This window comes from Caulobacter sp. GW821-FHT09H08 (assembly GCF_059415885.1).
Genome location: NZ_JBWKOC010000001.1, coordinates 984,480 through 997,846 on the forward strand (window position 1 = coordinate 984,480; position 13,367 = coordinate 997,846).

Sequence of the window (13,367 nt, forward strand, 5' to 3'; positions counted from 1 at the left end):
AAAGGCGGCAAGGTTGGAGGGTTTCATGGGTACGACGGTGCTGATCGTCGACGACAGCAAGCTGGCCCGCATCGTGGTTGGCAAGGCGATCTTGGCCCTGCAGCCCGAATGGCGCCGGCTCGAGGCTGGCAATGCCGACGAGGCGCTCTTGCTGTTCGAGAACGAGAAGATTGATCTCGTGGTGCTGGACTTCAACATGCCCGGCCGTGATGGCCTTGAGCTGGCCGAGGAGTTGCGCGGACGGTTCGCCGACATGCCGATCGCCGTCGCCACGGCCAACGTCCAGGACGAGATCGTCGCGCGGGCCCGCGCGGCCAACGCCACCTTCATTGCAAAGCCCGTTACCGAGGACGGCATGCGCGGCTTCATTTCGGGTGCGGCCCTTCGGCTGCGGTCGAACGGCCAATGACCGTTCAGCCCATCTTCCTGGAAGAGCTGGAGCGCGACGCGCTGACGGAGCTGGTTAATATCGGCGTCAGTCGCGCCGCCAGCAGTCTGCGCAAGATGGTCGGCCAGCAGGTGCTGCTGTCGGTGCCATCGGTCGAGGTCATGACCCGCGAGAGCGCCGCCACCCTGATCCGCGAGCGCGAAGCGGGCGAACTGGTCGCCGTGCGTCAAGACTTCGAAGGTGTATTCTCGGGACGCGCCCTGCTGATCTTTCCTCAGGCCAATAGCCTGGCCCTGGTCCACGCGGTCACCGGGGGCGCGCTGTCTTCGGGCGAAGCGCTGGAGATGGAAGACGAGGCGCTGGCCGAGACCGGCAATGTGGTGCTCAACAGCTGCTTGGCGACCATGGCCAACATGCTGCAGAGGCCTTTGCAGATGTCCTTGCCCGAGGTGTTCAGGGGCGACGGCGCGGCGCTGTTCAGTCTGTCGGCCAAGCACGCCGAGGGTGGCGTGGTGCTGTTCCTCTACATCAATTTCGCGATCAACGACCGCGACATCCGCGGCTACATCGCCATGCTGATGGACTTACCATCGCTTCAGGCCCTGCGAACGTTGATCCACGATTTCATCGAGCGCGTAGCGGGCGACGTCGCTTGACGCGCATCCCTGAACCTATTGCCCAGCTTGGCGTTGTAGCGAGGTCATGAATGACATCGTCGATCCAGCGATCCGCCGAGTGAACCGGGGGGCGGCCGCGGACCTGGACGCCTTGCGCGCCCTGGCCGGTCCGCTGTTCGACGCGCTGGTCGGTTCTGGCATGGCGGTCGCCGTCAGCGACCCGCGCCGCAAGGACGACCCTATCGTCTTCGTCAACGCCGCCTTCGAGGCCTTGACGGGCTACGACGCCGCCGAGGTCGTCGGCCGCAATTGCCGCTTCCTGCAGACTGCCGAGACGGACGCCGAAACGGTGGCCGGAATCGCTGTCGCTCTGGTCGCGTCCGGCGCGGCCAATGCCGACCTGCTGAACGCGCGTCGCGACGGCTCCAAGTTCTGGAACCGTCTCAATATCACCACCGTCGCGGACGCGGCAGGGCGCCCAGCCTTTCGCATCGCCACCCAGGCTGATGTGAGCGGCGAGTATCGCAATGAAGACCTGGGCCGCGAACTTAATCTCACGCGCCAGCGTCTGATTGAGGCCAAGGAGCGGCTGCGGGTCGCCCAGGCCGTGGCCGGCGCGGCCGGGGCTTGGGAGTGGGACATCGCCAGCGGCCGCCTGATCGCCGACGCGCGCTTCGCCAACCTCTACGGCCTGGATCCCGTCGCGGCCTCGCAGGGGCTGCCCACCTCGGTGTTCTTCGACACCGTCTTCGCGCCCGATCGCATGCGCCTGAAGATCGCCGTGGCTGGCGCTCTGAACGGCGCCGAGGTCTTCGCGCGCGACTATCGCGTCGTGATCGACGGCGAAGTGCGTTGGGTGTCCGCCCGTGGGCGCACGTTCTTGGACGAACAGGAGCGCCCGGTCCGATTCTCGGGCGTCCTGGCCGACATCACCGATCAGAAGCGCGTCGAAGAGCGGCTGCGGATCGCCCAGACCGCCGGGGGCATCGGGAGCTTCGAATATCTGAGCGGCTACGGCACCGCCGAGGTTTCAGACGAATTCTGCCGGTTGCTCGGCCTGCAACCCGCGCGCAGCTTGCCTATCCGCACGATCAATTCGGTCATGCACGCCGACGACCCACCGCTGATCAGCGGGCGCGAGCGCGAGATTGACATCGGTGGAACGTTCCACGAGTTCCGCATCCGCCGCGCGGACACCGGTGAGGAGCGCTGGCTGGTCTGCCGCGGCGAATACCAGCAGGCGGCGACCGGCGGCGTCAGCTTCATCGGGGTCCTCTACGACATCACCGCCACGAAGCGTTCCGAGGCCCGTCTGCGGACCCTGGCGGCGGCGCTGGAGGAGCGGGTCGAGGTCAGCCGGCAGGAGCGCGACCGGATTTGGAATCTCTCGCGCGACCTGCTCAGCATCGGCGATCGCACCGGCGTCTATCGCGCTGTCAATCCGGCCTGGAAGGACTTGCTGGGCTACGACGCCGCCGATCTCATCGGCGTGCCGATGGGCGGCTTGGTCCATCCCGATGACAAGGTCCATGCGCGTGACCGCGCAGCGGGACTGCTCGCCGGCGACGCAGTCGCCGACTTCGACTGCCGCGTCCTGGCCAAGGACGGCGCCTATCGTTGGATCAACTGGACCGCGGTGCCCGAGGGCGACGTCGTCTACGCCGTCGGGCGTGACATAACCCAGCGCAAGCTGCTGGAAGATCAGCTGCGCCAGAGCCAGAAGATGGAAGCCGTCGGCCAGCTCACCGGCGGTCTGGCGCACGACTTCAACAACATGCTGACCGGCATCTTGGGCGGCATTGACATGGTCCGTCGCCGCATCGGCGAAGGCCGCGTCGCCGACGCCGACCGCTTCCTGGAAGCCGCCATGCAGTCGGGCCAGCGCGCCGCCGCGCTGACCCACCGCCTATTGGCGTTCTCGCGCCGCCAGACCCTGGACAGCCGCCCGCTAGATGTCGAGACGCTGGTCGGATCGATGGAGGACATGCTGCGACGGACGCTGGGCGAGCAGGTTCGCCTCGAGACCACCGTCGCCAAGGATGTCTGGACAGTGGTCGCCGACGACAATCAGCTGGAAAGCGCCATTCTCAACCTGGCGATCAATGCGCGCGACGCCATGCCCCGGGGCGGGCGACTGACAATCGCGTCGCGCAACGTTGCGCTATCGGCCGAGCGCTTAGCCAAGAGCGACCGCGCCGAGCCCGGCGACTATGTCGAGCTCAGCGTCTCCGACACAGGCCTGGGCATGTCGCCCGATGTCCTGGGCAAGGTGTTCGATCCGTTCTTCACGACCAAGCCGTTGGGGCAGGGGACGGGCCTTGGCCTGTCGATGATCTACGGCTTCGTCCAGCAATCGCGCGGCCATATCGAGATCGAAAGCCGGGAAGGCGCCGGCACCACCATCCGCCTCTATCTGCCGCGCCATCACGGCGACCTCGCCGAGGCGACGTCCGACAGCGAGGACGCCGCCCATGTCGGCGCCGGCGAGACGGTGCTGGTCGTCGAGGACGACCCGTCAGTGCGGATGCTGGTCATCCAGGTTTTGGAGGAACTCGGCTATCGCGCGATCGAGACCGAAGGCGGCCGCGACGCCACGCCGATCCTGCAGTCCCGGCGCCCGATCGACCTGATGATCAGTGATGTAGGCCTGCCGGGCCTGAACGGTCGCCAGCTGGCCGAGATCGCCCGGGAGAGCCGACCGAACCTGCCGATCCTGTTCATGACCGGCTATGCCGAGCAGGCCGCCGACCAGGCCGCCTTCCTGGCCGAGGGTATGGAGATCATCACCAAGCCCTTCGCGATCGATCACCTCGCCCGCAGGATCGGGGCGATACTGGAGCGGGCGCAAAGCATCGCCGTCTGACGATGGACAGCATCGTCTAGGTCCGCTTTCCGGCCACCCGATCGAGATCGACGTGACACCGACCCGATCGCTGGGCGTTGACTAGGTTCGTGAGAGGAGAAGCCAGCATGCCCGCCAAATCCGCCGCCCAGCAGAAGGCCGCCGGCGCGGCGCTGTCCGCCAAACGTGGCGACACGCCCAAGAGCGAGCTCAAGGGCGCGTCCAAGTCGATGTTGTCGATGACCGAGAAGCAGCTTGAGGAGTTCGCCCACACCAAGCGCAACGGCAACCCCGAGCACGCATCCAAGCCTTGAGCCATAGTCGCGCCAAGCTTGCCGGGCTGGTGCTGGGCTTGGCCTGCGCGGCATGCCAGCCATTGTCCGATCTCGGCTTTGACCGACGGCCTGTCTACATCACCGAGCCGATCGACGGCACGACGCGGGGGCGACTGCTGAACGCCGTGGCCGAGCCACACGTCTGCGCGGCTTGGATAGCGGGAGCGGGCCTGACCTTTCGGCCGGTCGCCGACCGAACCGAGGACACCTATTGCCGGGTGACCGGCGCTGGGAATCTGCTCGACGGCGCCCCCCGGATTGATCCGATCCTTTCGCCGAACCGACCGATGATGGCCTGCGATCTGGCCGCTGCGGTGGCGATCTGGCGGCGGCAGTCGGTGGGGCCGGCCGCCTGGGAGTTGCTGGGGGCCGACATTCGGCAGATCGACCACCTCGGAGTCTATGCCTGCCGCGGCGTCGGCGATCCGCTCAACGGTCGGCCCAGCGCCCATGCGCAAGCCGAAGCCATCGACATCGCCGGCTTCCGGCTGGCCAATGGCCGGCGCATCACGGTCGAGAAGGACTGGAACGGGCAGGGCGTAGAGGCCACGTTCCTGCGCCGGGTGCGCGACGACGCTTGTCGCGTGTTCGGCGTCACCCTGTCGCCGGACTACAACGCCGCCCACGCCAACCACCTGCATCTGGAGGCGGGGCGTGGCGGTCTCTGTCGTTAGGGCGTGAAGCAGCGGGGCCGAACAGCTTCGACGGCGCTGTCCGCCTCCGGGGGCGCATGGATCAATGGGAAGGCCGTACTGGGCCAGTGCTTGTCGGCAAATTCGCCAATCCAAAGCCGGATGAACCGCTCGGCGTCCGCGCGCGAAACCGGAACGGGACGCGCCCACAGACTTTCGACGAGGTCCAGGACGCCGGCGCGAAGGTCATCCCACCGCGCCACGGTCTCGGTGTCAGCGACGCCGGTCTCAACGGCGTGACGGATCGTCATCAGGCGTGCAAACACCGGGTCTGGCGTCGCTCCACCTGGCGCGTCGACAGGGGTTAACCGATGTCGTCTATCCATGAGTCGCCATCCTAGCGCCAGTTGGCGGCGGTCAAGCCGATCTCACGCGACCCCGCCAGCACCGCCAAGTCTTCGGTTCCGAGACGACAGGACCATCCCGCCACGGCCTGGACGCAATCCACACGCCGGGAGAAAGCCGCCGCCATGAGGCGCTTGCGATCAAGGAGCTCGGGACCGGTCAGGCGAACGCGAACCCACTGTCTCGGGTGCGGGCCAAGCGCCACGCAGATGACCCCGGCTTCGGGAACAGCGAGCACGGGGCCGGCGACACTCATGCGCGAAGAGGCCGTGCAGGCTGTCGATGCATGCGCCGTCGCGCTCGCCAGCACGGCGGCGGCGATCGCGACTTTGATCCTGTCGACCCATGTCATTAGTTCATCCTGAATGCCCGTGGACCAACGCACCCGCAGGCAGGGATGTTCCGCTAGTCCGATATGGCCAGGCAGGACGGCATGGCGATCAGGCCGTCAGCCATGGCGATTTCTCGATGGGGTCGCTAGGACGGGACGCCCAGCGGATAGTGGTTGACGCTGCCCGCCTACTTTCAGTGAGTTATCTCGGCGCAGGCCCGTCGGCCGTAAGACCTCGCGATACGTTGGGCAAAGCGACTAGACGCCGTAACGCTTGTTGCCACCCGAGGTAATGCAATAGCGACCGCCGCGCGGGCCGATGCAGACCCGAGAGCCAGAGCATGGGCAGCTGCTTCCGTAGTAAGGGGTCGGAGATCTGTATGCGCTGGTGGATCTGATCGGCGCCGGCTTCGACGTCGGTTTAGCTGTTCCGCGTTTGGCGGAAACCTTGCCCGAAGGCGTTCCGGTGGATGTGTATCCGCCCCAGCCAGCAATCTTCTCGCTCGGAACCCAGCACTCGTTTCCGGAGGCGGATAGGACATTGGACCAGGATTCTTGATCGCCAATGATCGTGACCGGGTCGCCCTTGCTGAGCCGCTCGATGAATTTCCCCTGCTCGCTTGGATTGGCCCTGCAATCGGCGGGCGCAGCGATATAGCCGCGTTCTTGAGCCATTGCCTTCGGTGCGCAGGCCACAAGGATGGCAGCGGCCGCTACGATTTTGAGAAGTTTCATAGGAGCCCCCTCCAGGCGAAGCTCCACCATAGAAGAGCGGATCGTCACGGTGCAACTAAGGGCGGTGCGTGGGGTTCGGGGCTATCCGCTCGGCAATCTCTCCCTGGCTGCTCGGAGATCTACTGTCGGATGGTGGCGCGACCTGGTTGTCCCTCCCATCTTCGCAGGAACGGCCGTAGTTCTGCGGACCGGCCCGGTGCCGGGGAGCCCGCGTGTGCGGCCGTCAGCCACCAGCCTTTTGATCGGAAGCAACCTTGATCAGCAGCGGGTGCGGGATGTCAGTGTGTTGGAGGGCCTGCCCGCCAGCGGGCGGATGCCCAGCGGGCCTTAGCTTCGCCTAATTTTAGGGTAGCGCTACCGCAGGGGGCGAGATGTATGGATTTGCAATCCTTGCGGCATTTTCACTGGCAGGGTGAACGCAAATCATCCTAGGAAGATTCGCGCAGCGGTGGAGTTTGTCGGTGAGAGTCGCGTTTAGGGAAATGCCTGCGGACCCTCCGCCAAGTCAGGCAACGCGAAGGGGACTTTTGAAGTCCACTGCGGCCTTGGTCACTTGCCTTGGTCTTCCTGCGCTTTCTAGTTGCGGGTTGATAAGGACGATCTCCCTCAACCTCAAACTCACCTTTCACCTCCGCTGCGCCGGTGAATTGTCGTCGCATTCCGGCGTATGGCGGATGAATTGGATCTCGGGCAGCTCTTTCCCCAATCCGGGAGATTACGTCTCTCAGGAACTTCAAGGGGATGCGATCCCGATCCGGCTGCCCAACGGCAAGATGGTCTTTGCGCTGCTCACCTTTGATGGAAGCCGCGGAGCTGACGCTGCGCTTCATCCTTGGGAGTGCAATCAGCTTCTCCGTGAAGGATTTGGCGTCGATCTTGATTGGCGTGGACGGGACAATCCGGGCTTGCGGCGTCTGGCAAGCTTGGCCCCGACAAGACCGATCGCTGTTGCGCCTGATTTCCTCCCGGCCTTTGCTGCCTTCACCGATCCAGCATCGCCCGACACAGGAAGGCTCGTTAACCCGTTCGATCTTTCCGACTTAGCGGGCCAAACCTGTGGGATCGAACGCGTGGCGGCGCAGATTGTCGATGATCCCGTCAGCCGCTCAGTGAAGACCTATCTTCCGTGGGCGGAGCACGGCCTAAAGCCACAGTCGCACCCATTGCGATGGAAAGACTTTGGCGCTCATCCCGAATATTTTTCGAGGTAAATCGTGACCGAGAAGAGTGATTTGCTCCTCGCCGTTCTGGCGATGGATTCGTACAACCGTGGGACAAAGCAAGCCTTCAAAATAGATCCGGCGGCGAATGTCGGTTCAGCGGCTTTCATAACCAATGTTCAGAACAACCTCCTTTCGTTCTCTGCGACCCAGTACATGTCCGGAGCGGACATCATTATAGCCTACCGCGGTACGGACGCTCCCGCGCCCAGCTTTTGGTCTACGGGCGATTTCCTCTCGGGATGGCTGGTCGGCGCCGGCGCCACCATGAACAATCAGGCGCAGGCGGCCACGGACTTCTACAAGTTGACGGTTGGCGGCAGCCTCGGTGCGGACCTATTTGCTGGTCCGCCAGAAGGGCGGAATCTAGTCTTTACGGGCCACTCCTTGGGTGGCGGCCTGGCTGGCTATCTTGCGGCGCTGACGCACAGCAAAGCTGTCGTTTTCGATCACATGCCGTTCGATATCGCGACTTACAGAACGTACGCTCAGGAGGTTCTTTGGCGCATTGCCGCGGTGACGGCGGCGACCGCTGCGTTTGGTGTCGTGGCCGCGACGCAGCAGGAGCGCTTCGACGCGCTTAGCGGGTTGCTGAGCGGGAAGGTTGGCTCACCGCTGCTGGAGTGGCCAAAGCTCGTCCAGGCCTTCCAGCGGGCCAGTGAGCTGGTCGTTATTCCCGAACTCCCAAAGGGAGACTTGATCAAAGCGATCCACGTTGATGGCGAGGTTCTCGTTGGGCTGAGACTTGCTGTTGGGGCTGCAGCCGAAGCGTTCGTGAATCTCATTTTGCACGGTCTTGGCGGAGTAGGGGCGGGGGCCATCGATCTCGCAAGTGAAACCACGATCCCTGTGCCAGGAAGCAACGGCAACTTGGGTGCGGTCGAAAAGCATAGCCAGGCGCTCCAGATTCTTCTGATGTACGCCGACGGCGTTCCGAGCGTCACCGATCCTTTGTCCTATTGGAAGGCGACCAATCTCAGCGCCGATGCGACCCTGAAATCAATCTTTTCGGATGCGGTCGCGGAGGCGGTCGGCTTCAAGAAGGATCAAACCGGCGAGGCTGCCGCGTCGATCCAATTGAGCCAAGCGATCGCCTATTCGGTGCTGAACGACGGCTACCTACTGTTTGGCGATATAGCCGCGAAGGTCTTCTTCCAGGACGCGGGGGACTTGGGACAAGCGCTTAGCCAGGGCGCGAATGAAAACCTGACCAAGCTGGCTCCTAGTGTCGCGCAAATATTTGCGCAGTATTCAGGAACGCTTGCTGCGCGCGGTGTGACCCAAAGCATGACCTATGGTCAGCACGGGCCTCACCCTCAGGATGGCGTGCTCAGCTTCCATACCGATGAAGGTTCTTCCTCCGGCAAGGTGCTCACCATCGATCTCTCGGATCAGCAATGGGCCATATCGGGCGGAGCCACTGCGGCGGCCACGCAGATCGGTAGCGCTTCGGGACGGCCGAGCACGATCGCCGGCGTCAAGGAGATGGTTCATGTGCTGGCGTCCGATCCTCAGACCGACAAGGTGTACGCTAGCGACCGTGCGGCCGAGTTGTGGGGCGTAAACTATAGCAATGCGATTGACCGCATCTCGATCGCGGTAGGCAGCACGCATCAGAACTTTACCCAGCCTGATCGGGGAGCGAGTTACCAACCTGGGCCGATCGCGTTCTTCGCATCGGGCGACGCCAACGACCGTATTGTTGGCTCCCAGGACGACGATCTGATCGCTGGGGGCGGGGGGGATGATCTGCTGCTAGGCGGCAGTGGTATTGGCAAAGATCTCCTGTCTGGCGGTTTTGGTGACGATACGTTGGTGGGGGGCGGGGGCAATGATCTCCTCGTTGGCGGGCAGGGCTACGACACAGTTGATTACTCTCAGGAAGCCCCCCCCGGAGTCGCCATTCATCTGACGTATCAATCAGTCTCTAGTGGCGGTTGGACGGGACAAAGGATCACGGGGGTCCTCGATGGCCTTTCATTCGCCGACACCGCCTACGAAGTCGAGCGGATCAAATTTACGACGTACGATGACACGCTCGTCATCGCATCGAACTACAGTCCCTCAACATCTTCTATCTGGCTGGATGGCTGGGGTGGGTATGACACACTCGACCTGCATCAATTATCTCTAGATGGTGAAGTCGGGCTGTATCTATCCGGCAATTCTTTCAAGCCGTATGGGGCGGGTACATACTCTGACGTAAACGATGAAATTTATTCGAATGTAAGGTATATTAATTTTGACAACTTAATACTTACGTCAAAAAGTGATGTCTTCAACGATCTTGGATATAGCGGACGTATCGATCTTGGCGATGGGAACGATATTGTCTGGGCTACGGGCGCAGGGTCCAAGATCGTCACCGGTAACGGTATCGACACGGTGCTCTTTAGCGCGGGGTCGATTGTTACGGACTTGTCTCTGACCGATCACGTTCTTGGTCAGGGCTTCCTCGTGAAGGGGGGGCTTCGCAACAAGGCATCTGAAGCGATCTACGCTAGAGGCAAGAACGGACTACTCTACGCCTTCAACGAAGCTGGCGACCTTGTGCTAAGCTTTTCGAAATGGGCTTCCGACAGCGAATCTTTTTTCCTCGCCAACTGGAAGGCCTCGCAAGGAACGGGCAGTGGCGGCGCCTTCACGGGCGCCGGCGGCATTACAGTCGCTGAGTTCCTGATCAGCGCATTCCGCCTGTTCGAGGATTTCACAAGCGCCGGCAGCTATTGGGGAACCTGGGAGCTATTCGGGCTCATCTCGAAGATCGCTACCGGTCATGACTACTGGACGGGCAAAGACCCCCTGGTGCTCGATCTGGATGGTGATGGGTTCGATCTGCTCCCCCAGAGCAGCCAGGCGCCCCTCTTCGACATCGATGCTGATGGTTATGCCGAGCATTCCGGCTGGGTCGGTTCGGACGACGGCTTCCTGGTGCGCGATCTGAACGGCGACGGCCAGATCGGCGACTCTCGTGAGATGTTTGGAGGGCGCGGGTCGGGCTTCGAGCTGTTGTCGTTGCTTGATGGCGACCACAATGGCGTCGTTAATGCCGCTGACGATGGTCGCGCCGATTTCAACGGCGATGGTGTGATCAACGCTAGCGACCACTTCACGGCCATCAAGATCTGGAACGATCGGAATGGCGACGGAAAGGTCGGTGTCGGCGAGTTGCGGTCGCTGGCCGATTTCAACATCGCCGGTCTGAGCGTCGTAACGACGCCGAGCAACGCAGTCGTTTCGGGCAATCCGATCGCCGCGACTTCCAATTACATTCGCACGAACGGCTCGACCGGTTTGCTGGGGGAGGTGCTCCTTCAACTCAACAATCACGACACGACCTACATCGGCCCGGAGATCACCGTGTCGGCCCAGGCCGCCGCCATGCCCGACCTCAAAGGGTTTGGCACCCTGGTCAGCCTGCGTCAGGCCCTGAGTGTGGAGCCGGCGGGTCTATCCCTGGTGACCCAGACGCTTTCGGGTCTCAACTCGCAGACGGGGCATGACCTCGCCTCGATCCGCAGCGCGCTGCGCCCGCTGCTCGAGGCCTGGGCCGAAGGTTCGCCCATCTTCGGGCGCGGCGACGGGAATGACGTCATTGTCGACCAGGAAGACAACGCCTTCCGGGAGTCCGTCGACCGCATCGAGTTCAAGGCGGGCCTCGCTCGCGGAGATTTGACCTTCGTCCGTGAAGGCGACTCCGACGACTTGACGATCGTGCTCAACAACGGCGGCGGCTCGATCAAGATCGAGAAGCAGTTCGCCGCCACCTATACCGGCACGCTCGGTGTTTGGTGGATCAACCAGATAGAGACGTTGATTTTCGCTGATCATTCGATGATCGGCTACGAACAGATCTTCGATTTGGTGCTTAACCAGTACCAGACTGATGGCGACGACATCGTCTACGGCTTCGACAGGGCCGACGTTATCGATGGTCGCGGCGGCAACGACTACCTCTCCGGCGGCAATGAAAACGACACCTACGTTTTTGGTCGCGGTTATGGACGCGACATTATCGATGAGCGCGAAGACAACTTTACCGCAGGCGAGACCGATACGCTGCAATTCAGAAAGGGCGTGGCGGTCGCCGATGTCGTCTTCACCCGCCAGGGCGATGACCTGATCGCCTCGATCCAGGGAACCAACGACGCCATCCGGATCAAGAACCACTATGTGGTGACCGAGACCGGTCCGTTCGGGGATGTCGCGTTCAATCGCGTCGAGCGCTTCGTGTGGTCTGACGGCACGGTCAAGACCTGGCAGCAGGTTGAACTGACCGTTCTGCAATCGCAGATGACGACGGGCGCCGACCACGTCGTGGGCACCCACTACAACGACTACATCGACGCTCTGAGTGGCGATGACCTGATGGAAGGCGCCGGCGGGTCCGACACCTATGTGTTCGGAGCGGGCTCCGGCCACGACCGGATCAACGACACCTACGAGAGCCTGCTTTCGGAGGACGAGGATGCGGTCCTATTCAAGAGCGGGGTTACGCCCGGCGTTGTGACCATCGAGCGCTTCGGCGACGATCTCCAGAACGCTCGTCTGATCCTCAACACCAGCGACAGCCTCGAGATCATTAACCAGTTCGCGTACACCTCGCTAAACATCCGCCCCAACGAGATCGAAGCTCTTAGGTTCGCCGACGGGACCGTCTGGACCGCGGCCAATCTGCGCTTGCGCTACATCCAACAGCATCAGACCAGTGGCAACGATACGGTCGACGGTTTCTGGACCAACGACACGATTGAGGGGGGCGCAGGCGATGACATCCTGCGAGGCGGCGATGGCTCGGACACCTATCGAACAGCGCGTCCTGGCCCGCGCGGTGGCCTACCACCTGCAGCAGCGCGTGCTCTTGAACGGGCACAAGACCATCGTCTTCCACGACTGACATGGTCACCACCCTTAGAGGCGATGTGGTCGCGGCCGATCTGTGCCGGGCTCTAACCCAAGACGTTCGAGACTTGGCCGCCAGTCACGGTGTCACCCCGGGGCTGGCGGTCGTGCTCGTGGGCGAGGATCCGGCCAGTCAGGTCTATGTCTCGCGCAAAGTGCGCAAGGCCGGCGAGGTGGGAATTCGCTCCATCGAGCACCGTCTGCCTGACACTGTGAGCGAAGAGGCGTTGCTGGTGTTGATCGACCAGCTCAATCGCGACCCCAGCGTCCACGGCATCCTCATTCAATTGCCGCTCCCTGGTCACATCCGCCCTGGACCGGTGCTGGACGCCATTGATCCGGAGAAGGACGTTGATGGCTTTCACCCCGTCAATGTGGGGCGGCTATCGATCGGCAACGACGCTTTGACGCCGTGTACGCCGCTCGGCTGCATGATGCTGCTCGACAAGGTGATCGAGGATTTTCGGGGCCTGAAGGCCGTGGTGATCGGCAAGTCGAACATCGTCGGAAAGCCGGTGGCGCTTCTGTTGCTCGAACGAGAATGCACCGTCACCGTGACGCATATCCACACAAGGAACCTGCCCGACATCGTCCGCGGCGCCGACATCGTGGTCGTGGCCGCGGGGAGCCCGTATCTTGTGCGCGGCGATTGGGTGAAACCAGGGGCGGTGGTGATCGACGTCGGGATCAACCGGGTGCCCAAGGAAGACGGCAAGTTTCGGATTGTCGGTGATGTCGCGACCCATGAGCTGGAACATGCCGGCGTCGTGACCCCAGTGCCCGGCGGGGTTGGTCCTATGACGATCGCGTGCCTGCTCGCCAATACCCTCAAGGCGGCTCGCCTGACAGCTTCGATCGCACCATAGGCGCTGAAGACATTCTCCCGAAACTGAGCGCGTGATGGCATCCGTCACGCGCTTTCTTTTTGCGGCGCGGGTTTCGCGACGGTCTTGTGGACGG

11 protein-coding genes are annotated in these 13,367 nt (G+C 62.8%); 8 read left to right on the top strand and 3 right to left on the bottom strand.

Features of this window, described 5'->3' with window-relative positions; translation table 11 throughout:
• The first annotated feature begins 25 nt into the window (after nt 1–25).
• From AC07NN_RS04865 to AC07NN_RS04885, 5 genes are all read left to right on the top strand, one after another.
• The gene (locus AC07NN_RS04865) at nt 26–409 is read left to right on the top strand and encodes a response regulator transcription factor (RefSeq protein ID WP_494637995.1); all 384 of its coding nucleotides are present in this window, start codon (nt 26–28) and stop codon (nt 407–409) included.
• Complete coding sequence (locus tag AC07NN_RS04870) at nt 406–1,044, top strand: chemotaxis protein CheC (protein ID WP_494637997.1); 639 nt, start codon at nt 406–408, stop codon at nt 1,042–1,044. The genes AC07NN_RS04865 and AC07NN_RS04870 overlap by 4 nt, the downstream gene beginning before the upstream one ends.
• 46 nt (nt 1,045–1,090) lie before the next feature.
• On the top strand, nt 1,091–3,868 hold the full coding sequence (locus AC07NN_RS04875; protein ID WP_494637999.1) for a PAS domain S-box protein: 2,778 nt from the start codon (nt 1,091–1,093) through the stop codon (nt 3,866–3,868).
• A gap of 107 nt (nt 3,869–3,975) precedes the next feature.
• Nucleotides 3,976–4,161, top strand: coding sequence for a DUF3008 family protein (locus AC07NN_RS04880; protein ID WP_494638001.1), 186 nt, complete (start codon nt 3,976–3,978; stop codon nt 4,159–4,161).
• Entirely contained in the window at nt 4,158–4,856 is a 699-nt protein-coding gene (locus AC07NN_RS04885) for an extensin-like domain-containing protein (protein WP_494638003.1), read from the top strand. Before AC07NN_RS04880 ends, AC07NN_RS04885 begins: the two co-directional genes overlap by 4 nt.
• Here the strand turns inward: AC07NN_RS04885 and AC07NN_RS04890 are convergent.
• The 3 genes from AC07NN_RS04890 to AC07NN_RS04900 all read right to left on the bottom strand — a co-directional run bounded on the left by AC07NN_RS04890 (nt 4,853) and on the right by AC07NN_RS04900 (nt 6,285).
• Nucleotides 4,853–5,125, bottom strand: a complete 273-nt coding sequence (locus AC07NN_RS04890; protein WP_494638005.1) for a hypothetical protein — start codon at nt 5,123–5,125, stop codon at nt 4,853–4,855. The genes AC07NN_RS04885 and AC07NN_RS04890 overlap by 4 nt on opposite strands.
• An 86-nt stretch (nt 5,126–5,211) precedes the next feature.
• A complete protein-coding gene (locus tag AC07NN_RS04895) occupies nt 5,212–5,571 on the bottom strand; it encodes a hypothetical protein (RefSeq protein ID WP_494638007.1) in 360 nt (119 codons plus the stop codon).
• A 237-nt stretch (nt 5,572–5,808) separates the two neighbouring features.
• The gene (locus tag AC07NN_RS04900; RefSeq protein ID WP_494638009.1) at nt 5,809–6,285 is read right to left on the bottom strand and encodes an SH3 domain-containing protein; all 477 of its coding nucleotides are present in this window, start codon (nt 6,283–6,285) and stop codon (nt 5,809–5,811) included.
• Nucleotides 6,286–6,959: 674 nt separating this feature from the next.
• On the opposite strand from AC07NN_RS04900, the gene AC07NN_RS04905 reads away from it, so the two are divergent.
• The 3 genes from AC07NN_RS04905 to AC07NN_RS04915 are packed head-to-tail and all read left to right on the top strand — an operon-like array spanning nt 6,960 to nt 13,273.
• Nucleotides 6,960–7,496, top strand: coding sequence for a hypothetical protein (locus AC07NN_RS04905; protein WP_494638011.1), 537 nt, complete (start codon nt 6,960–6,962; stop codon nt 7,494–7,496).
• A gap of 3 nt (nt 7,497–7,499) precedes the next feature.
• The gene (locus tag AC07NN_RS04910) at nt 7,500–12,458 is read left to right on the top strand and encodes an SPM autocatalytic domain-containing protein (protein ID WP_494638013.1); all 4,959 of its coding nucleotides are present in this window, start codon (nt 7,500–7,502) and stop codon (nt 12,456–12,458) included.
• Nucleotides 12,404–13,273, top strand: a complete 870-nt coding sequence (locus tag AC07NN_RS04915) for a bifunctional 5,10-methylenetetrahydrofolate dehydrogenase/5,10-methenyltetrahydrofolate cyclohydrolase (RefSeq protein ID WP_494638015.1) — start codon at nt 12,404–12,406, stop codon at nt 13,271–13,273. Before AC07NN_RS04910 ends, AC07NN_RS04915 begins: the two co-directional genes overlap by 55 nt.
• Nucleotides 13,274–13,367 lie beyond the last annotated feature (94 nt).